The organism is Methanocalculus pumilus (assembly GCF_055382585.1).
In genome coordinates this window covers 2116004-2135476 of record NZ_AP042393.1, presented here as the reverse complement: position 1 = coordinate 2135476, position 19473 = coordinate 2116004, and the positions used below count along the sequence as shown (strand labels likewise).

The 19473-nt window shown below is 50.2% G+C and carries 21 protein-coding genes; 13 read left to right on the top strand and 8 right to left on the bottom strand.

Annotation, left to right across the window (positions count from 1 at the left end):
- Nucleotide 1 precedes the first annotated feature (1 nt).
- The 4 genes from ACZ44I_RS11180 to ACZ44I_RS11165 all read right to left on the bottom strand — a co-directional run bounded on the left by ACZ44I_RS11180 (nucleotide 2) and on the right by ACZ44I_RS11165 (nucleotide 2425).
- Nucleotides 2-268, bottom strand: a complete 267-nt coding sequence (locus ACZ44I_RS11180) for a hypothetical protein (protein ID WP_464549899.1) — start codon at nucleotides 266-268, stop codon at nucleotides 2-4.
- A 6-nt stretch (nucleotides 269-274) separates the two neighbouring features.
- Nucleotides 275-709, bottom strand: coding sequence for an ElaB/YgaM/YqjD family protein (locus ACZ44I_RS11175; RefSeq protein WP_464549901.1), 435 nt, complete (start codon nucleotides 707-709; stop codon nucleotides 275-277).
- A 105-nt stretch (nucleotides 710-814) separates the two neighbouring features.
- Nucleotides 815-1633, bottom strand: coding sequence for an esterase/lipase family protein (locus ACZ44I_RS11170; protein WP_464549903.1), 819 nt, complete (start codon nucleotides 1631-1633; stop codon nucleotides 815-817).
- A gap of 6 nt (nucleotides 1634-1639) precedes the next feature.
- On the bottom strand, nucleotides 1640-2425 hold the full coding sequence (locus tag ACZ44I_RS11165; RefSeq protein WP_464549905.1) for a 4Fe-4S binding protein: 786 nt from the start codon (nucleotides 2423-2425) through the stop codon (nucleotides 1640-1642).
- Between the two features lie 205 nt (nucleotides 2426-2630).
- On the opposite strand from ACZ44I_RS11165, the gene ACZ44I_RS11160 reads away from it, so the two are divergent.
- From ACZ44I_RS11160 to ACZ44I_RS11115, 10 genes are all read left to right on the top strand, one after another.
- On the top strand, nucleotides 2631-2969 hold the full coding sequence (locus tag ACZ44I_RS11160; protein ID WP_292735419.1) for a hypothetical protein: 339 nt from the start codon (nucleotides 2631-2633) through the stop codon (nucleotides 2967-2969).
- 453 nt (nucleotides 2970-3422) lie between these two features.
- Entirely contained in the window at nucleotides 3423-3746 is a 324-nt protein-coding gene (locus tag ACZ44I_RS11155; protein ID WP_464549907.1) for a hypothetical protein, read from the top strand.
- A 15-nt stretch (nucleotides 3747-3761) separates the two neighbouring features.
- Nucleotides 3762-5696 (top strand): V-type ATP synthase subunit I, encoded by a 1935-nt coding sequence (locus tag ACZ44I_RS11150; protein ID WP_464549909.1) that lies wholly within the window; start codon nucleotides 3762-3764, stop codon nucleotides 5694-5696.
- 192 nt (nucleotides 5697-5888) lie between these two features.
- Entirely contained in the window at nucleotides 5889-6086 is a 198-nt protein-coding gene (locus tag ACZ44I_RS11145; protein WP_464549911.1) for an ATPase, read from the top strand.
- 105 nt (nucleotides 6087-6191) lie between these two features.
- Nucleotides 6192-6770, top strand: a complete 579-nt coding sequence (locus ACZ44I_RS11140; protein ID WP_464549913.1) for a V-type ATP synthase subunit E — start codon at nucleotides 6192-6194, stop codon at nucleotides 6768-6770.
- Nucleotides 6771-6776: 6 nt separating this feature from the next.
- Entirely contained in the window at nucleotides 6777-7838 is a 1062-nt protein-coding gene (gene ahaC / locus ACZ44I_RS11135; RefSeq protein ID WP_464549915.1) for an ATP synthase A1 subunit C, read from the top strand.
- The gene (locus ACZ44I_RS11130) at nucleotides 7831-8151 is read left to right on the top strand and encodes a V-type ATP synthase subunit F (RefSeq protein WP_464549917.1); all 321 of its coding nucleotides are present in this window, start codon (nucleotides 7831-7833) and stop codon (nucleotides 8149-8151) included. The genes ahaC and ACZ44I_RS11130 overlap by 8 nt, the downstream gene beginning before the upstream one ends.
- Nucleotides 8148-9893 carry a V-type ATP synthase subunit A gene (locus tag ACZ44I_RS11125; RefSeq protein WP_464549919.1) on the top strand — a complete coding sequence of 582 codons (1746 nt, stop codon included), beginning with the start codon at nucleotides 8148-8150 and terminating at the stop codon, nucleotides 9891-9893. The genes ACZ44I_RS11130 and ACZ44I_RS11125 overlap by 4 nt, the downstream gene beginning before the upstream one ends.
- Complete coding sequence (locus tag ACZ44I_RS11120) at nucleotides 9894-11288, top strand: V-type ATP synthase subunit B (protein ID WP_292735395.1); 1395 nt, start codon at nucleotides 9894-9896, stop codon at nucleotides 11286-11288.
- A gap of 3 nt (nucleotides 11289-11291) precedes the next feature.
- Nucleotides 11292-11942, top strand: a complete 651-nt coding sequence (locus tag ACZ44I_RS11115; protein WP_464549922.1) for a V-type ATP synthase subunit D — start codon at nucleotides 11292-11294, stop codon at nucleotides 11940-11942.
- 38 nt (nucleotides 11943-11980) lie between these two features.
- Here the strand turns inward: ACZ44I_RS11115 and ACZ44I_RS11110 are convergent, their stop codons facing one another.
- Together ACZ44I_RS11110 and ACZ44I_RS11105 are read right to left on the bottom strand one after the other, a co-directional pair.
- Nucleotides 11981-12172, bottom strand: coding sequence for a hypothetical protein (locus ACZ44I_RS11110; protein WP_464549924.1), 192 nt, complete (start codon nucleotides 12170-12172; stop codon nucleotides 11981-11983).
- A 145-nt stretch (nucleotides 12173-12317) separates the two neighbouring features.
- Nucleotides 12318-12479: a hypothetical protein gene (locus ACZ44I_RS11105; RefSeq protein WP_464549925.1), complete on the bottom strand. Its 162-nt coding sequence runs from the start codon at nucleotides 12477-12479 to the stop codon at nucleotides 12318-12320.
- A 332-nt stretch (nucleotides 12480-12811) separates the two neighbouring features.
- Between ACZ44I_RS11105 and thsA the strand changes: the two genes are divergently transcribed.
- Nucleotides 12812-14455 (top strand): thermosome subunit alpha, encoded by a 1644-nt coding sequence (gene thsA / locus ACZ44I_RS11100; protein WP_464549927.1) that lies wholly within the window; start codon nucleotides 12812-12814, stop codon nucleotides 14453-14455.
- Nucleotides 14456-14569: 114 nt separating this feature from the next.
- Nucleotides 14570-15814: a hypothetical protein gene (locus ACZ44I_RS11095; protein ID WP_464549929.1), complete on the top strand. Its 1245-nt coding sequence runs from the start codon at nucleotides 14570-14572 to the stop codon at nucleotides 15812-15814.
- On the opposite strand, the gene ACZ44I_RS11090 is transcribed toward ACZ44I_RS11095, so the two are convergent.
- The gene (locus ACZ44I_RS11090) at nucleotides 15807-16265 is read right to left on the bottom strand and encodes a hypothetical protein (protein WP_464549931.1); all 459 of its coding nucleotides are present in this window, start codon (nucleotides 16263-16265) and stop codon (nucleotides 15807-15809) included. The genes ACZ44I_RS11095 and ACZ44I_RS11090 overlap by 8 nt on opposite strands.
- Nucleotides 16266-16342: 77 nt before the next feature.
- On the opposite strand from ACZ44I_RS11090, the gene ACZ44I_RS11085 reads away from it, so the two are divergent.
- On the top strand, nucleotides 16343-18049 hold the full coding sequence (locus ACZ44I_RS11085; RefSeq protein ID WP_464549933.1) for an IS1634 family transposase: 1707 nt from the start codon (nucleotides 16343-16345) through the stop codon (nucleotides 18047-18049).
- 27 nt (nucleotides 18050-18076) lie between these two features.
- Here the strand turns inward: ACZ44I_RS11085 and ACZ44I_RS11080 are convergent, their stop codons facing one another.
- Entirely contained in the window at nucleotides 18077-19264 is a 1188-nt protein-coding gene (locus ACZ44I_RS11080) for a coenzyme F420-0:L-glutamate ligase (RefSeq protein WP_464549935.1), read from the bottom strand.
- Between the last annotated feature and the right edge of the window lie 209 nt (nucleotides 19265-19473).

The following is a 19473-nucleotide window of genomic DNA, read 5'->3' as shown; positions in this document are numbered from 1 at the left end:
TTCATCCGGTTATCATCCGGAGGATGCGGCGGAGGATGTATGGGGTGACGAGTGTCATAAGAAGTGATCTGATTCCTCCCCGTCTCTTCTTCTCCTCTTCTCCCCTTGATTCCCCGATCTTTCTGATTTTATATGCTATGAGGGCACCAATTCCTAATCCGCCGAGGAATGTAAAGAAGAGGGCAGGGATCGGGTGCCTTCTGACACAGGAGAGGGGATCCCGGGAGGTACCTTTCTTACCGGCTTTCTTCTTTTTCTTCTCTATCATATAGGATTACCTGAGTTTTGCGGCGATCAGGCCGACCAGGAACCCCGCCCCGGCGGCAATGGTGATGGAGGCGATCGGGTGATCTGAAACAAAACTCTCCACGGTCTCAACCCGCTCCTGCATCAGCTCTGCTTCTTTCTCTGCAACAGTCCTGATCGTCTCTTCCGCGTCGTGAATGACTTCTTTGACCTTCTCCTGCACTTCAGCGGTATCCGGCATCTTCTCTGGCACGAGGCTCTGCAGGGTCTTTTCCATATCCTTCACAAGGGCCTCAAGATCCTCGCCTTCGATCTTGCTCCTGGCATTTTTAAGTTTTTTTGCTGCCTCTTCCATGGCAGCTGCTGCTTCTTTCTTCAGCTCTTCAAACTCTTTCTGGGCTTTCTCTTCCAGATCTGTTGCAGTCTCAGCAACCTTCTCCTCTACATCCTTCTTTGTTGTCATGGTATCTCTCCGTAAATGGCATGAAACTCATGCCTTTCAACAGGTGTTTGTAGTTGATTGTAGTATAAAAAAGGTCTGTATGGGTATATCTGATATGAGGCTGTATCAGAAAGAGCATTTTTCGTTCTCTGTTCCGGTCAGGTATCTGATGGCACACTGGATCACTTCCGGATTCTTCGGAAGATTGCCATGGCAGAACTGGTGCGGGCAGCTTGTAAAGAGCGAATTGTCAAGAGGAATGATCTCCGGCTGGATTCCGGGTATAATCGAGTCTGAATGTGGGATCACACCATCCCCGTCAAATGTTGTATCCCATGTTCCATCCTCGTGAAAGATCCATGTTCTTCCGCCGAGTATTGGGAAAAATGATTCTGTATGGGTGATATTCCTGCTGAGGATGCACCGGTACCGGATATCATCCCTGAGCCCCGCAGACTTCAATGTAGCCATGGTGACACTGCCGGGGCGGACCTCCTGCACAAGGCTGTCGTCTTCGGGATCATATCTGAAAGGGACAAAGATGCCTTCGAGCAACCGGATCATCTCCTCCCCGTAGACAGGATCGCAGAAGAGTTCTGCCATTGACGATCCATTATTCGGGGGGCCGATCCCGATGAACTGCCTCACCCTCTCAGCCTTCTCCTTCCCATCCTGGACTTCGAGGAGGAAGCGGGTGATATGGGTGCCCATGGAATGGGTGATGATATCGATCTCACCATGATATCTGTTCTTCCTCCGCATATCAGTGATGAAATCATGGAGATCTTCTGCAACGGTGACCGGATGCGGATCAGGGTTATCTGTGTAGCCAAAATTCCATGCAGGTATTTCGGCTGCTTCCAGTCCGGCAATCATTCTTTTCCAGATCCCGGGATGGCTGTTCCATCCATGGATCAGGAGGACGGGGCAGACGCTCTTATTCATTCTCTCTCAAACCTTCTTTCGTCTGTACACAAGTGCCCCATCCTCCGGGCAGATCTCAATGCACCTGCGGCAGAGGTAACATTCAGATTTACTATCTTCTGCTTTCGCCTCGTTTGTGGGGCATGTCTTCTCACATTTCCTGCATTCAATGCATGCGTCTGTCCGCCTGATCTTATATATAGCTGGAAACGCTCCCGCCTGGAGGATTGCCCCGACAGGGCAGATGATCCTGCAGAACGGGCGGTACATAAAGATTGCAATGAGAAGGATTACGATAAAGACGAGAGTTCCTGCCGAGAGCGTGAGCTTAAAGAAGTCTGAGAAGCCGAAATAGTCGAGGAGTGCAATCCCAAACAGAAAAGGTCCCCCAATTATGGCAACAAGGAAGAGGGCACGGATCGCACTCAGGATACCTTTCTGTTGCACGAGAATCTTCTTTGTCGGGATGGTGTAGGCGGCTTCCTGCACCGCTCCGATCGGGCAGAGGTATCCGCAGAAGTGGCGGCCAAAGAGGGCAGCAAGGAGCGTAAGGATGCCAAGTCCGATAACTCCGGAAAAGAGGATGATGCCGATACGCTCTCCATCTGCAAGGCGCTCGATGATCGTCTGGAACTGATGTGGGATCATCGGCGAGAAGATGGCGAATCCGAGGATGATTGTGATGATAAGGAGCAGGTACCTGACTCTTGCAGAGAAGCGGCCAGTTGTCCAGAGGTATGCTGAGACAATTGAGATGGTGATTGCATATACTATCCCGATGAGGAGCACCGGATTGAAATTGGCGCCAACCATAAATTCATATGAGTGGTTAAGGACGAAATACATTTGGGATGGGTTTCTTTCGTCTCGATGAGATCGTCTGTCCTGGCTATTTTAATTCAGCGTTTCTGCTCTTGGGCGTGTGGCTATCTTCTGGCTTTTTGTGTGATAGAAACTGTAGGGCGGGGGATTGCCAATGGTGCCAACGCTCTTATACCCGTGCGATACACTACCATGCATGCCGGATGTGAAACGTGATGAGGTTGGGAGGAGGGTATTCCAACTCAAGCAGCAGCAGAGTGTTGAAGGGGCAATAGCAATCATACGTTCTGCACAGGGAAAGAAATGGAATGATATCTCCGAGGAGGATGTCGGGTCACTGCGCCTGATGCTTGAGGAACTCTGGTTGCAGGCCGATCGGGAGACATGGAAGAGTTACTCCTTCTCACGGCTGAAACTGAATGATATCCTGTCGATTGTTCGAATGGGTTATTCCGTGAAGAATGGTATGCTCCCAAAGAAAGAGGCACTGAATCAACTCAGCGAGATATTCGGGCGCACAACTTCAGATGCCTGATACACTACATTATAGTCTTCAAATAATCTTGCGCACAGAAATTTAAAATCAATTCTCTATTTTTTAGAAAATAACGTAATATTGGGGATTTTAATGGCGCGTATTATTTGGCGTTCTCTACCTTAATTTGAATAATTTAAACGATGGAGGCTCTTCCTAATGAGTTTTTAGAAAAGTTATAAATACTTTTATTACAATTACACCTTTGATTTCCGATGGCTGCAGCCGCCGGAAAATGGAGGTAACCATCACGTTAAGATTCCCACTCAGCCCGGTTCCAACCTGATTTTCGGAGGGCGAAGAGCTGCCCCCCAGCATCCGATTTTCAGGGATGAGATAGGCAGGGCTGCATTGGGTGTATAGGAACAGAGTCAGCCTGACCGGAGGTGGCAACTTCGGTATACTGCTGACCATCAGGAAGTATAGATAGACCTCAAATGGTGTTGGTAAGATATGGTGTCTGAACAATCGCTCCTGCAGGCAATCCGGAAGAAAGAACTCGAGATGAATGTCTTGATTGAGGAGGCCCGATCTGAAGCAGCTGCAATGATCGAAGAGGCGAAAAAAGAGGCCGAAGAAATCATTATGCGATGTGTCGGGGCAGGTGAAGAAGAAGGTAAAATCTATTATGAGAAGGAGATCGAGGCGATAAATAAAGAAATTGAAGCTATAGCCGAATGGAGACGGGAGGAAGAACTCGCCATTCGCAACCGATGGGAGAAGAATATACAAAAAGCGGTGGAGACACTCGTAGAATATGTAGGGGCCGGGTCGTAGGCGATGCTCCAGAGGATGGTTAAGGTTCAGGTATTGGGTCCGAAGAAGGATCTCGAGTCTATCGTTGATACGCTCTACCAGGCCGGAACCATCCATCTGGAGGATGCCTCACGAAGTCATGAGCAGGGAGGTATCATCCTTCAGAGAGTTGAGGCTAAAGAGGCAGATACGATTGCTGCAAACCTCTCAAAAATTGAAGGTATACAGCTGGTTCTTCCAAAAAAACCCCCGGATCTTACAAAACAAACAGAGATACTCCAAAGATTAAGCCAACAGGGCCAGGAATCAATCCTTGCACGGGCTCAGGAGGTAATCCATGAACTTGAGGCTAAAACCCGGGATCTCATTACCCGGAAGACCGATCTTGAGTTTACTATTGCAAACCTCTCCCGATACCAGACGGTAATAGAGAAGATCCTCCCGATAGAAGGGCAGATTCCTGCACTTGAAGGCTTTGAAATTGCCATTATCCTGATCCAGGGAGAATTTGAAGGAATCCTCGAGTTGATCAAGGAGAAACTCATCAGGATCACACATAACCAGTGTGAGCTGATCTCAGCCCCAATTGATGAAGATAATATTGCTACCGTCGTCGTCTTTAACAGAAAGTATTCCAGCGATGTCCATACCTTTCTCTATTCACAGAATGTCAACGAACTCAGGCTTCCGAATGAATATCTGAATCGTCCGCTGAATGAGATCCTTCTTCTCAATGAAGAGAGACGGGTTGCTGCCGTCAAAGAAGTCCTGGAGGTTGAAGAAGAACTCAGGGAACTCTCACTCACCTGGCAGGATGAGGTTGCGGTACTTGCCCGCCTCTTAAAAGACAGGCATGAAGAGATCAAGGTCTTCAACAAATTCGGCCAGACCGATTACACCTTTGTGATGCTCGGCTGGATCCCCAGAAAATTTCTGGATTCCACAAAGAAAACACTCCATGAAAGGTATGGAGATTCGGTTGTCATCAATGAACTGCCTGCAACCCCTGAGATGATGGATGAAGCGCCGACATTCTATGATAACCCGGCGTTTATGAAGCCATTTGAATATCTCCTGAGCGCTATCTCGCATCCGAAGTACCGCGAGATCGATCCCACTCCGATCTTTGCCGTCTTCTTCCCGCTCTTCTTCGGGCTGATTGTAGGGGATATCGCGTATGGTTTCATTATTCTGGGTATTGCGCTTCTGCTGAAGAAGAAGTTTGGAGAGCGGCTCGACTGGATACACCCTCTCATGAACCTGATGATCATCGCCTCGTTCCCGACGATCATCTTTGGATACATATTCGGGGAATTCTTCGGAGATTTTGGAGAGAATATGGGCTGGTTACATCCGCTTGAGATCATGGGCGTCACCTGGCACCGACTGGATGCATTGATCCCGATGCTCGTCCTGTCAATTGCTATTGGGGTATTTCATATCATCTTAGGCCTTTCCCTTGGCATCATCAACCAATGGACCAAGATGCGATGTACCAAGTACGTCTGCGAATGCAGGAAACATATCTGTGAAAAAGCAGGGATGATCATCGTCATCGTCAGCATCCTTATCCTGCTCGGGGCAATTATACAGATTATTCCGGAGATCCTGATGTACCCGGGGATTGTGATGCTGATCATTGCCCTTGCCTTGATCATCTATGGCGGCGGGGTGATCGGCAGTATCGAAGTCATCAGTCTCATCTCCAATATCCTCTCCTATGCACGTATTATGGCAATAGGAACCTCATCAGTGATTCTTGCACTGGTTGCCAACCAGTTTGGAGGGATGATGGAGGTAGCGATTGTCGGGGTAATAGTTGCAGCATTAATTCACCTGATGAATGTCCTGTTAAAGATGTTCATTGCGTCTCTCCATTCATTCAGGCTTCATATCGTTGAGTTTTCCCCCAAGTTCTCTGAAGGTGGAGGAAAACTGTATAATCCCTTTGGGAAGGGTGATCGGGGTTGATTCGATGATATGAACAGCCTGTTTGGTGAAAGTGAGATGAACAACATGGTACAATTGCCATGTCTGGTGCGCAATATCCCCCTATTCGATGGAAAATTCGATCCTGGGGATCTGGTGAAGGGAATGAGTGAATCTGTCAAATAATTCACATCCGGTACACAAAAGGAGTTGAGTAGAACTATGGACTTTGGTATGCCAATTGGGGCTGGCATTGCATTTGGGCTTGGAGCACTGGGTGCTGGAATCGCAATGTCGAGGATCGGTGCAGCAGGAGCAGGGACGGTGGCTGAAAAACCTGAACTCTTTGGATATATGCTGATATTGCTTGCAATTCCGGAGACACTTGCTATCTTTGGGTTTGTCATCGCCGCAATGATCCTGATCATGTAATCGGGGGTGGAAAACAGCACCACTGAAAGCTGGTGGATGCCGGGGCAATCGGGGGGCTGTTCTCCAGCGGTCAATGAAATAATCGAATGAGTTATGGAGTGGCAGATGACTGATGAACTGATACAGGCAGTCGAGGAATCAGCTCAGGAGGAGATCCAGAGCATTCGGGAGCATGCAGCTGCACAGGTGGCGCGGATAAAAGAGGAGGCACGAGCCGAAGGTAGAAAATTACAACAGCATTATCCCGAGCACTGGAAGAATGTGGCTCTCTCCGAGCGGACAGCGATTGTTGCGGCTCGCGAAAAAGCCAGACTTGAACTATTGCAGATAAAGGAGGAGATCTTTGAGGAGACATTTCGTCGTGCCGAAGAGGAACTTGCCGGATTCAGGGATCGTCCCCGGTACGAAGCGTTCCTGAAACATGTCATTCTGGAGGCGCTGGCAGAACTGGATGGTGCATCCGCTCTTCTCCATGTTGACAAACGTGATGAAGCACTCTGTAACAGCATCCTCAAAACAGAGAACCAAAGCCATCTGGTAATTGCAGATATCGAGTCGATGGGTGGGGTGATTGCCAGTATAACCGATGAATCTATCATCATCAGGAACACCATCGAATCCCGCTTGCAGAGATCGAGGGAAGTGCTCAGGAAAGAGATCTTTTCGATCCTGGATGGAGGATGAGGCGTTATGGATGAGATGGATTACTCGTATGCAAATGCCCGGATCAGGGCAATGAAGAGCCGACTCCTTGACCAACAGGTACTTGATGAACTTATAAACAAACCGGATATTGATGCCCTCATTGCTTCGCTTGAAGAGACGGCCTATAGAACCGAACTTCAGAAGGCTGGTATCGAGCACTCCGGTATTCTCCAGGTTGAGACTGCATTGCGACGGGATCTCGTCTACAAATTCAGGCAGATACTCCGTTTCTTCCTGGATGAAGACGAGAAGATCTATATCCGGATCATCTTAAACCGCTGGGATCTACAGAATATCAAGACAATCCTGCGGGGAAAGAAGATCAATGCACATCATGATGAGATCGAGGAGAACCTTGTTCCTGCGGGAGAGCTTGATTATGCTGCACTGATTGAACTTGCAGAGCAGCCTGATATCAGGGCTGTCATCGACCTCCTCGCCACCTGGAGGATCGAGTATGCACGCCCCCTCACCCGGAGGTTGCAGGAGTACCTGGAGAAACGCGATCTTGCAATCCTGGAATTTGCCCTTGACCGCTTCTACCTTGAGAATGCCCGCAGAGCCTTAACAGGGGACGATAATTACAGCCAGGGCATTGTCCTTGATCTCCTGAAGACCGAGATCGATGTTGCGAATATCAGAATGGTATTGCGGGTGGTTCGGGACAGAATACATGTTGAAGAACCAGGTGATTACCTGATCGAAGGAGGAAAGTACCTCTCATTGGATCAGCTCGTGCAGATGTTGGCTGCACGATCCATTGAAGAGGTCGTCAAAGAGCTGATCCAGACGCCATATGCATTTCTTGCCGAGGTTGGCAGGGAAGATCTCGTCCTCGGGCGGATCTCTGTTCTTGAACGTGAACTGGAACGGTTTATGATCAAAAAAGGGTGTAGCAGCTTCCTCAAGGATCCTATGAGTATTGCCATCCCGGTCGGGTATATCTGGGCAAAGCAGAACGAAGTCACCAATATCAGAATCATTGCACGTTCAATCCTGGGTCAGGTTCCTGAAAAGGAGATGCAGAGGGTGATGACCTATGTATAAATGCATGGTGGTCACTGATCCGGAAACTGCCCCCGGATTCCGGATGGCGGGTGTTGAAGTGATCGAGCTTGCAAATCCCGATGATGCGGAGAAACTCGTCACAAAGCTGCTCCACCGTGATGATACCGGCGTTATTGCGATGAATGAGGATTTCATTGAGAAACTTGATCACAGGATCATGGAGCGGATCGAACGGTCGTACCGGCCGATCATCATTCCAATCCCATCGGGGAAAAAACAGTTGGAGAAAGAAAGTTACATCGATCGGCTTCTGAGGAGAGCGATCGGCTATAATATTGTTGTGAGGCGATGAGCGTGACGACAGGGAGTATTTCACGAATATCAGGGCCGGTTGTAACCGCCGAGGGGCTGAGAGGATCGATGATGTATGAGGTTGTCCGGGTTGGGACTGATGCATTATTTGGGGAGATCATCCGGCTGGATAAGAATGAGGCGGTTATTCAGGTGTACGAGGATACATCCGGCCTGAAAGTGGGGGAGAAGGTGGAGAGCACAGGAACACAGTTCTCTGTTGCACTCGGTCCAGGCCTCCTTTCTTCAATCTATGATGGTATCCAGCGCCCTCTTCCGGTCCTCTTTGAGATGAGCGGCGATTTCATATCACGCGGGGTCTTTCCCCCCGGCCTTGATCTCAATAGGAGATGGAGTTTTACTCCGGCGGTTTCTGTCGGAGACACTGTGAAGGAGGGCGATCTGATCGGATCTGTTCCCGAGTTCCATATCGAGCACCGTATCATGGTTCCACCGTCTGTATCCGGGAAGGTAGCAGAGATCCGGGAGGGTGACTATACGGTCACTGATCCGGTCTGCATCCTCGATGATGGGACGAAAATTGCGATGATGCAGCTCTGGCCTGCCCGAAAACCCCGGCCCTACAGGAAGAAGATGGATCCGGATACGCTCCTCATTACCGGGCAGCGGATCTTTGATTGTTTGTTCCCTGTTGCCAAAGGGGGGACTGCAATGATACCGGGTGGTTTTGGTACCGGGAAGACGGTTGCAGAACAGACTCTTGCCAAATGGTCAGATACCCGGATTGTTGTCTATATCGGATGCGGTGAACGGGGTAATGAGATGACGGATGTGCTCTATGAGTTCCCTGAGTTGATCGACCCCCGAACCGGCCTGCCCCTCATCGAGAGGACAGTTTTAATCGCCAATACCTCAAACATGCCGGTTGCCGCCCGTGAAGCATCGATCTATACCGGGATCACAATAGCTGAATACTACCGGGATATGGGATATGATGTCGCATTGATGGCAGATTCGACATCCCGGTGGGGTGAGGCCCTCCGTGAGATCTCCGGACGTCTTGAAGAGATGCCCGGCGAGGAGGGCTATCCCGCCTACCTTGCCACCCGGCTTGCTGCATTCTATGAACGGGCCGGCCGGGTTGTCTGCTGGGGGAAGGATGAACGGATCGGCTCAATCACCATCATCGGAGCGGTCTCCCCTCCGGGGGGCGACTTCTCAGAGCCTATCACCCAGAATACGCTTCGTGTTGCCGGGACATTCTGGGCGCTTGACACTGCCCTTGCATACCGGCGGCATTTCCCTTCTGTCAACTGGATCAAAAGCTACTCACTGTATCTTGAGAGTTTGGAGGACTGGTACGGGAAGGAGGTTGCAGAGGACTGGAAAGATCTTCGGGAGGAGGCGATTTATCTCCTCCAGAAGGAGGTTGAGCTTCAGGAGATCGTCCAGCTGGTGGGACCCGACGCTCTCCCTGACAGCGAGAAGCTGATCCTTGAGATCTCACGGATGATCAGGGAAGATTTCCTCCAGCAGAGTGCTTTTCATGAGATTGATTCATTCTGTTCACTTGAGAAGCAGTACTGGATGCTGAAGGCGATCCTTACCTTCCATGAGATGGCAAAGCGGGCGATGAACAGGGGTATTGGGATCGATTCGATCATGCAGCTTCCGGTGAAGAAGGTGATCGGTCGGATGAAAGAGCTCCCCGAGGCGGGGATGGTTGAAGGGCATATCGAAAGAATTGCGAGCGATTTTGCGTCACTCATGGAGGAGGACTAAATGACCGCTGTTCTTGTGAGCCGGGAATATAAGACGATCAGCAACGTGGCTGGTCCCCTGATATTTATCACCAATGCAAAGGATGTCTCATATGATGAGATCGTCAGGATCTATCTCCCGGATGGCGAGGAGAGATCGGGGCGGGTTCTTGAGATATCAAAAGACGTTGCGGTAGTACAGGTGTTTGAAGGGACAACCGGGATAGACAACAGATCAACAAGGGTGATCTTCACCGGCAGGCCTCTTATGATGAAGCTTTCCCCGGATATTCTGGGGCGGACATTCAATGGGATCGGGAAACCCCGTGACGGAGGTCCGGATATCATCGAGGAGATGGAGGTTGACGTCAATGGAATGCCGATCAATCCCGTGGCCCGTGATAAGCCTGAAGATTTTATCCAGACCGGGATGTCAGCAATTGATGGCCTGAATACGCTTGTCCGGGGCCAGAAACTTCCGATATTCTCGGGAGCCGGTCTTCCTGCAAACAAACTGGCGGCACAGATTGGCAGGCAGGCGAGGGTGCTTGGGGAGGGAGAGCAGTTCTCGGTGGTCTTTGCTGCAATGGGCATCACCTTCAGGGAGGCGTCTTTCTTTACGAGATCATTTGAGAAATCCGGGGCTCTTGGGCGGGTGGTCTTCTTTATGAACCTGACAAATGATCCGACCATCGAACGGCTGACGACCCCCCGGTGTGCCCTGACGGTTGCGGAGTACCTTGCGTATACGCTGAACCATCATGTGCTGGTGATCTTAACCGATATGATCAACTATTGTGAGGCTCTCAGGGAGATATCAACTGCCCGTGAGGAGGTGCCGGGGCGGCGGGGGTATCCGGGGTACATGTATACCGATCTCTCGACGATCTATGAACGTGCCGGGAAGATCAAGGGGAAGAAAGGGTCTATTACCCAGATTCCCATCCTGACGATGCCCGATGACGATATCACCCATCCTGTCCCCGACCTCACCGGGTATATCACCGAAGGCCAGATTGTGCTGTCACGGGATCTCTTCAGGAGAGGGGGAGATCCGCCTATTGATGTCCTACCCTGCTTATCAAGGCTGATGAACTCCGGTATCGGAGAGGGGAAGACGAGGGAAGATCACCGGAATGTTGCCGATCAGCTCTATGCCTCATATGCGTATGGCAGGGATCTGAGGAGGCTCGTTGCGATCGTCGGTGAGGAGGCCCTGACCGAGCTGGACAGGAAATACCTCAAGCTTGCCGATGAGTTTGAGAAGTCCTTCATCTCACAGGGTGATGAGAACCGCGGGATTCAAAGGACCCTTGAGATCGGCTGGGATCTTCTTGCCATGCTTCCGGAAGAGGAGCTCAAGCGGATCAATGTGGACTATATTGAGAAGTATCATCCCGGATATCAGGAGGTATGAGGGGTGGAGCAGGTCAATCCGACACGAATGGAGCTTATCAGGGTGAAGAACCAGATCAAGCTTGCTGAACAGGGAAAAGATCTCCTCCGGCAGAAGATGGATGCCTTGATCCAGGAATTCTTTCTGATCATGAGGGATGTGTCGGACTCCCGGTCAGAGCTTGAGGCAATTGATGCCTCTGCCCGCGACTCACTCCACCTGGCTGTGGCAGTCGATGATTCTGTCGCAGTCCGTTCTGCTGCCCTTGCAACGCGGAGGGGTGTATTTCTGGATATTTCCGGGAAGAATATCATGGGAGTGCCGGTGCCTGTCCTTGAGAAGAAGGTGATCTCCAAAGGAACGTTTGAGAGGGGTTATAGTGTGCTTGGTGTCTCCGGCAGAATCGATGAGGTTGCCGAGAAGTTCGAACGCGAGCTGGATCTGATCATCGCACTTGCCGAGACCGAGACTTCCCTCAGGAGGCTTGGGGAGGAGATCCAGATGAACCGGAGGAGGGTGAATGCCCTTGAACAGGTGGTGATACCTGAACTCAAAGAGATGGCAAAGGGAATTAAGATCGCAATAGAAGAGCGTGAACGTGAAGATCTCTTCAGGTTAAAGAAAGTAAAGAAGATTATAAACCGCAGGAAACAGGCAGAGAAGGCAGAAGCATAAGAGCCGGCTTAACTCCCGGGTTGTCTCTGCCTGTCTATTCAGAGCCCGTGCTGGTTCCGCAGCACAGATGTGATGCCATATGAGGGGTTGCAGGGTTTTGGTTTCCTCCCTTTTGGCCGCTTCAGGGCTTCATCGATCCGATCCCGGCATCGGGCAAGTGCCTGTGTCCTCAGCTTGTCGATGGTGCCAGATGCCTTGTCTGAACACCCGCCGGACAATCCTTCATTCATAGCGGTCACCTCCTTATTGTATGCCATCACTGGCTATTTTGTAATGGCGCTTGGTGTATTTATATTTAATTCATAATGTAAAAATTAAATGATTCTGAATTACCGTTATTATGTCAATAATTGCAAAAAAAAAGGCGGCGTGGTTTCAATAGTTGATTCTCTCATCTCCGGATGCAAGGTTTCCTATCCTCTTCCCACAACGCTTATCATCTCCTGATAATGCGAGAGGACAAATGTCATTGTTGATTCTGATCAGGCGGTGGTATTCAGCAAGGTCTATCCTGTGCATAGTGTCCCTGACATCCATGAGATCATCGGGTTCCTGGAATCTGATTGATGGAAAAGAATATAGTGGTCATCTGTCGCGAAGTGATGCGTATCGCCGGGGAGATCTCTCCCATCATCTCTCTTCTCTAACCTGCGAACTTTCCCGACTGCCCGGAAGTGTTGTCCGAATCAAGCATTCTAAAGTCTTTTAATTTGCTTTTCTGGCTCTATGAGGGTCGATATAATATTTCAAAAATACGGGGTCGCCTCTGTAAGCTGGAACCTGCTGTGAGATACCTTTATGTAGCCGTGTAAACCACGCAAAAGGAGACACTGGTGATTGTGATTCAATAGTATGGAGGAGACAACCCTATGAACGCGAATATGTATCAGGAAGGAAGAGAAGAGACACGGGACTATGATGCACTGAGCCGGAACATTGCCGCCGCAAAAGCCGTCGCAAAAGCCATCAGGACAACACTTGGACCACAAGGGATGGACAAAATGCTTGTTGATTCAATGGGGGATGTTGTCATCACAAACGATGGTCTCACCATTCTGGAGGAGATGCAGATTGAGCACCCGGCAGCCAGGATGATGGTTGAGATTGCAAGGACCCAGGATAAAGAAGCTGGTGATGGCACAACAACTGCCGTTATACTGGCGGGTGAACTTCTGAAGATGGCTGAGGATCTCATCGATCAGGATGTACATCCGACCACCATTGTTGAGGGATACCGGATTGCCAGAAAGAGGGCAGAAGAGATACTCATTGAGACCTCTTTTGAAGTAAACCTCGGGGATACCCAGATATTAAAGAATATCGCTGAAACAGCGATGACGGGTAAGGGTGCAGAGACTGTTAAGGAACGGCTATCGTCACTCATTGTAGAGGCAGTAGAGATGAGTGCGGATGATCAGGGTAAGGTCGATGCCGGGGATATCAAAATTGAGAAGATGGTTGGAGGATCTGCTGAGGATTCCATGATTATCAGGGGGATAGTTATCGATAAGGAACGGCTTCACCCTACGATGCCGGATACAGTTGCTGATGCAAAAATTCTTCTTCTTAATGTGGCAATCGAGTTTAAGGGGATAGAGACTGATGCTGAGATCAGCATCACAAACCCGGATCAGATTCAGGCTTTTGTTGAGAAGGAAGAGGAGATCGAGAAGGCACTTGTCGATCGGATTATTGGATCCGGTGCAAATGTTGTCTTCTGCCAGAAGGGAATCGATGAATTTGCCGAACATCATCTTGCGAAGGCGGGCATCCTTGCAGTTCGACGTCTGAAGAAGTCAGATATGGAGAAACTTTCCGAGATGACCGGTGCGACGATCATCTCGTCCCCCGATGCGATCTCCGGAGCTGATCTCGGATTTGCCGGGAAAGTTGAGGCAAAGAAACTCTCAGGAAAAGATATGATTGTTGTTTCTGAGTGTAAAGACAAGGAAGCTGTCTCTCTCATCATGAAAGGAGGTTCGCCACATACGGTTGATGAAACCATACGTGCCGTTGAGGATGGAGTTTTCGGAGTCTGTGTCGCTCTTGAAGATAAAAGGTTTGTTGCCGGAGGCGGGGCCTCTGAAATAGAGCTTTCACGCCGTCTCAGGAAGGTGGGATCAGATGTTGGTGGCCGTACACAGCTTGCCATTGAGGCATATGCAGATGCTTTTCTGACCGTGCCACGGACTCTTGCAGAGAATGCCGGGCTTGATCAGATTGAGATGCTTGCTCTCCTTCGTACTGCCCATGAGCAGGAGGGAAGAACCAATGGCATTGATCTCGAGTCTGCAACACCGATCGATATGAAAGAAGCAGGTGTTATTGAACCCCTTCGTGTCAAGATGCAGGCAATCAGCTCTGCAACTGAAGCGGCTACGATGATCCTCAGGATCGATGAGATCATTGCTGCATCCGGAGCAGGTGGTATGCCCTCTGAAGAAGAGATGGCAGCAATGCAGGCGATGGGAGGCATGGGTGGTGGCATGCCCGGCGGCATGCCGATGATGTAAACCACCAGTCAATTCTTTTCACTATGGCTGGCCGATGAGCAAGCCACCCTCCCAATATTGATATTTTTTGTCAATCAGAAACACTATAACCCCACACACCTGACTCAGTATATCATGTTCTCGAGACTGCGTGCCCTCCTCGGCCGCCCGGATACGCCGCCTGAAGCGGAGGTGATCCCGTTCTCCAGCCTTCCTTCCTGGCTTGATGAACAGGAGAATGAGATCACATCCCGGATAGCCGGGAAGTTCACCGCTCCAATAACCGAGTTTGATCTTGCGATTACTTCTCTTGAGGAACTCATCCATGCATTTGAGGAAGAGCCTTCGAGCCTTGACGAAGAGATCATGCTCCACCCAAAGGTGAAATCGGTATTAAAGACCGCCCGCCCCCAGACCGTCCGTTCACTCACGCAGGCACTGGAGAAGAAGCCCTCCGGCGATCCAGAGGAATACTATGCAGCTGCAACCGATATTCTCAAAGGGGTGATTGCGGCTGTGAAGGGTCCGGGTAAGTACCTTCATCTTGTCTATAAAGAGGAGATGCCTCAGATGCGCCGGATCATCAAGGAGATGGGGCGGGCAGTGAACGATATGACGGCTGCCCTTTCCACCGTCACTCAAGAGAGAGAACGGATCGGCGAGATCAGATCCCGGTACCAGAGGCTTGAAGAGATTGAACGACTCCTTGAGGAGGCAGAGGATCGGTCACAGTCCGGACAGGAGAGGGAAGCATCCCTGATCAAGGATATAAAGCGTGCTGAAGAGAAGCTCGCAGCCATCAGCACTGTTCTTGTAAGGGAGAAGCTCTCCTCTGCCGAACGTGAACTGGAGGCTGCACTTCAGAGCTATGCACAGGTGAGAGCTCCTGCGGCTGGTGTGATCAGGCGGGCAGAAAAACTCCTGAAACATCACAAATCACCAACTGATGCCCTCAAGCCACTTCAGGATCTCTCTGAAAGGCAGGTGCCTGATAGGGAGATCTCTCCTGATCTGGAGCCAGCACTCCAAACGATCAGATCTCTTGTCACATCAGGTGAACTCCAGTTAAAGAACCGTGATGAGCAGCAGCTCTTTGGTGACGGGACTCTTCCTGAGCAGGTGAAGGCGGCCTCTGCCGAGTACTGGCGCCTGGAAGAGCAACTCCGGCAGATCAGGGAGGAGGTGGAATCCAATCCCGCTGTACAGGAGGAGAATCGGCTTGTGCAGGAACTGGATCAGATGAAGAAAGAATTATCAGGAATCGGTACAGCTGCTAAATCTGCGGAAGAAGAGAAAGGCAGGCTTCTGGAAGAACAGGCCCGCCTCCGTGATGAATTGCAGGAGCGGCTTGGCAAATCCGTTACTGTCGAATTCAGCTAATCAGCACGAATATAGATGATCCCCTTCCGCCTGCAGTACCGTATGCCCCACCCTCCGCAGTCGCGGATCGGGCGATGGTGATCTGATCGGCTGCTTCCAGATCGTTCCGGGATATGATCCGTTCTTTTCGCATTATCGGGGGCATACGGTAGCTGATCCCGTCAACCGATACATCTGTATCCAGCCTGAGCACTGCAAAGAAGATGGGGAGCAGCACCCCGAAGGTGAGGATGACTCCTATCTGAAGCAGCACGGCGACCGGTTCTGTTACAAGGACGCTGTACCAGGTGATGATGGCAATCCCGGCAATAAGGGCGATGAGCCATGGCTGCCGGGTGATTGACAACGTCAGAAGAGGAGGGGCAGTAGAGACTGCCTCCCGGTTGTTTAAAACCTGACTTTGTGAGTTTCTAACTTCAACGCTATCAACCCCTTCAACATCTCGCTTCACATTCAACTCATTTTCCCGAGATCTCTTCAATATGGACAGAAAGCTTTATCATGTTGTGGGTTATAATTATAACTTGCATGCACGTCAAACGGATTAAGAAGAAGGATGCCGTATACCTCGCACTCTACGAGTCATACAGGGAGGAGGGAAAGTCCAAGACCCGGTTCATCAAATACCTCGGAAAAGAAGGAGATGAACGAGGCGTGCCACTCCCAAAGAAGTCAACCCATATCGAGACACCACTGTATCCTGAACATTCAAAACGGGCAGGCGATGTCCAGCTCATGTGGTCTATTGCCAATTCAACACTGAATATGCCGAAGACTATCGATCAGATCTGTTGTGGAGAGGGGCAGGTCGAGGGAAGATCACCCGGTAAAATCCTCACTGCATGGGCCATCAATAAAGCACTCAATCCCGATAGCGCAAATAACGTGGGTGAATGGATCCAGACAACGACTCTGCCCGATCTCATGGAACTGCCGGAAGAGTACTTCACCAAACATGCCTTCTATTCATCCCTTGACAGAGTCTGTTTCAAGGATTCTACAGCTGATGGGTTCACCGACTTCAGCCATCTCATCTGTGACTCGCTCTATACCCAATGGCGATCACTTCATCCGTTACCTGATGCTGCACAAGAGATCGTTGCCTACGATCTCACCCCGGTTCTGATCTTTGGCTCCGGCGATGAGCTTGGAGAGAAGGGTTACAATTCTAAGAAGGCGAACCAGAAACAGATCAATCTCTGTATTCTCGTCTCAAAATGGGATAAAGTGCCGGTTTCATTCTTTGTGCTGCCCGGTAATTTCAACTCAATGTCATCGGTAAAGGAACTCCTGGTACAGCTGCTGGATCTCTCCTATGAGCCGGGTACGCTGATCTGGGACCGGGGAAATACCTCGGAAGAGTCTGTCCGGGATATTGAGGCACTTGGCTGGAACCTGATCTGTGGCGTGAAGAAAGGATCAAACCTGGCACAAACTCTCCTTCTGCAGACTGATGTTCCAACAAAGGTTACCAACCGGGTGAGATCAACCGGCACCAGTTCCTTGTATGCAACCAGGGCAAAAGGAACACTTTTTGGCAGGGAGGGGGCCGGAGTTGTGTATGTCAACCATGCGAAGAGGATGGAGGCTATTGATTCAAGAAATGCGATGTTGGCTGAGCTTGATGCTGAATTGCAGGAGTTTTCCGGGAATATGAAGGGTCTGACGAAAGAGATAGTGGAAGAGAGTGTTGCTGGGATTCTTGGGCAGTATGCTGACTTTTTCACAGTTCATGTTCTTCAGAATGGAAAACGGTGTGCGATTTCATGGGAGTATAACGAGGCAGCGATTGACAGGGCAGCTGATCTGGATGGGAAATACCTCCTGTATTCGACTGATACCTCTTTGAAGGCGACAGAGGTGGTGAACGAGTATATGGAGAAGGATTTTGTCGAGAAGATATTCAGGACGCTGAAGACGCATCTGAAGATTGCTCCTGTCCGTCACTGGAAGAACTACCGGATTCGGGCGATCTTCTTTGTGAACATGATGGCACTGTGGCTCCGGAAGGTGTATGACTACCAGCTGAATCTGATTCCAAAGAAGAAGAGGGATTATGGGTTCGATGAGCTGTTGAAACGGCTGAAACGTGTTGAATATGTCGAAGTGGTGAGTGCAGGCCAGGGGAAGGTGTTCTGGTATCTCAACCTGACGGATAAGATGAAGGAGCAGCTGAAGGCGATGGGGTTCAAGGATCTGTTCGGGGAGAGGAGATTGAGTCAGAGTGGGTTATAAAACCGGAAAGTTAGGTTAAAAAAATAATTAATTCGGGGGGCGGTATATCCCTTTGATCAGGACAAGGGGTGTCCCGGCATCGGCTGATCCGGTGATGAGATCCGAGAGGCTTGCCAGCACATCCTCCATACGGCGGGGGGTTGTCCCTTCGCACTCGATGCAGCTGATACCACGGGCTTTCTGTGATTCCTTCTCGATCATCTCCATGATCTCAAGTTCAGATCGTCCCTCTTCATGATACTTGTCGATCAGATACTTCATCTTCACGCCTTCACGAAGCACCTCTTTGATCCCCTTTGTTGCAGCAAAGGCAGCTTTTGGGTCAGCCAGTTCATAGATGCCGCTTGTCGGATCCTTGTATGCACCGTCTCCAAAGACCAGAATTTCAATATTCTTCCCGGTTAGTTTTTTGATCTCCTGCTGGAGGAAACAGACGAACTCTTCTGACTCGAAAGGAGCGAGCTTGAGCCGACAGCTTGAGGACATATTGCTCCCTAAAAGCCCCCATTCCGATGTGGGTGGGCAGGTGCCGCTGCTGCATATCTCCTGAAGGGTGCAGCAGTTGCCGATTATTGTCTTCAATACTTTCTTTGTCTTCTCACGAGGGTGGATATTGGCGATGATGACCCCGTCGGGATTGAATTCCGCTATCCGCTTTGGGTCATTGCAGAGGATGATTTTTGGTGTCGCACCTTCGTCTTTGATGATCTCTTCATAGAGTGTGAGATAATTGACGCCGGTTAAGGGGTGGGTATAATTGCCATCTATATCATCCGGTGTGAAGAGACCGCCATGCCGTGAATCCAGCTCCTCGGCAACCTCAGGCGGGAGGATCTGGTTGCCTACCTCGTCATCAGGATAGGAGAACCAGACGATCACTTCGCCTTCCGGAACAGCTTTTGCTATGGATTCGAGGATGAGTGAAAAGCGGTTCCGGCTTGCTATCGGGAAGACGACAGCAACCCTGCTATCTGGTTTGAGATCCAATGTCTTTCTGACCTCTTTTGCCGTCTCTTCTGTTGTGATCATATTGTTCTGTGCCCGTGCCACCACCGATTCGGTGATGGAGAGGACATCGCCGTCAGCGAGCATCCCGTCTTCATTCAGCCTGACAGCTTCCTCAAGCAGCATCTTATGAAGATCTGATCCCGGAACGACCATGCCCATCTTGATTCCAAAGGCACAGGGGCCGACATATGATGGTAATTGAAACACGACAATCTCCTCTTCGGTACACCGTTCCTATTCGGACGATGCTTTTTGGTACTTGTATCTACTGAAAGGCTTTAGCGTTTCCGAAATGTTGATGGGGGTGGGTAGGCGCATACCGCTTCCATCCGGATGCTTTTCCCGGATGGATGGGTTGGCAGGGAAGCATTGTTTCTTCTCTTTATCGAGAGGCAACAGATACTGACCGGAGATTT

Bases quoted from the DNA above. Each gene is read 5' to 3' on its own strand.
- ACZ44I_RS11180 (WP_464549899.1), bottom strand. From the start codon at position 268: ATGATAGAGAAGAAAAAGAAGAAAGCCGGTAAGAAAGGTACCTCCCGG.
- ACZ44I_RS11175 (WP_464549901.1), bottom strand. From the start codon at position 709: ATGACAACAAAGAAGGATGTAGAGGAGAAGGTTGCTGAGACTGCAACA.
- ACZ44I_RS11170 (WP_464549903.1), bottom strand. From the start codon at position 1,633: ATGAATAAGAGCGTCTGCCCCGTCCTCCTGATCCATGGATGGAACAGC.
- ACZ44I_RS11165 (WP_464549905.1), bottom strand. From the start codon at position 2,425: ATGGTTGGCGCCAATTTCAATCCGGTGCTCCTCATCGGGATAGTATAT.
- ACZ44I_RS11160 (WP_292735419.1), top strand. From the start codon at position 2,631: ATGCCGGATGTGAAACGTGATGAGGTTGGGAGGAGGGTATTCCAACTC.
- ACZ44I_RS11155 (WP_464549907.1), top strand. From the start codon at position 3,423: ATGGTGTCTGAACAATCGCTCCTGCAGGCAATCCGGAAGAAAGAACTC.
- ACZ44I_RS11150 (WP_464549909.1), top strand. From the start codon at position 3,762: ATGGTTAAGGTTCAGGTATTGGGTCCGAAGAAGGATCTCGAGTCTATC.
- ACZ44I_RS11145 (WP_464549911.1), top strand. From the start codon at position 5,889: ATGCCAATTGGGGCTGGCATTGCATTTGGGCTTGGAGCACTGGGTGCT.
- ACZ44I_RS11140 (WP_464549913.1), top strand. From the start codon at position 6,192: ATGACTGATGAACTGATACAGGCAGTCGAGGAATCAGCTCAGGAGGAG.
- ahaC (WP_464549915.1), top strand. From the start codon at position 6,777: ATGGATGAGATGGATTACTCGTATGCAAATGCCCGGATCAGGGCAATG.
- ACZ44I_RS11130 (WP_464549917.1), top strand. From the start codon at position 7,831: ATGTATAAATGCATGGTGGTCACTGATCCGGAAACTGCCCCCGGATTC.
- ACZ44I_RS11125 (WP_464549919.1), top strand. From the start codon at position 8,148: ATGAGCGTGACGACAGGGAGTATTTCACGAATATCAGGGCCGGTTGTA.
- ACZ44I_RS11120 (WP_292735395.1), top strand. From the start codon at position 9,894: ATGACCGCTGTTCTTGTGAGCCGGGAATATAAGACGATCAGCAACGTG.
- ACZ44I_RS11110 (WP_464549924.1), bottom strand. From the start codon at position 12,172: ATGAATGAAGGATTGTCCGGCGGGTGTTCAGACAAGGCATCTGGCACC.
- ACZ44I_RS11105 (WP_464549925.1), bottom strand. From the start codon at position 12,479: ATGGATGTCAGGGACACTATGCACAGGATAGACCTTGCTGAATACCAC.
- thsA (WP_464549927.1), top strand. From the start codon at position 12,812: ATGAACGCGAATATGTATCAGGAAGGAAGAGAAGAGACACGGGACTAT.
- ACZ44I_RS11095 (WP_464549929.1), top strand. From the start codon at position 14,570: ATGTTCTCGAGACTGCGTGCCCTCCTCGGCCGCCCGGATACGCCGCCT.
- ACZ44I_RS11085 (WP_464549933.1), top strand. From the start codon at position 16,343: ATGCACGTCAAACGGATTAAGAAGAAGGATGCCGTATACCTCGCACTC.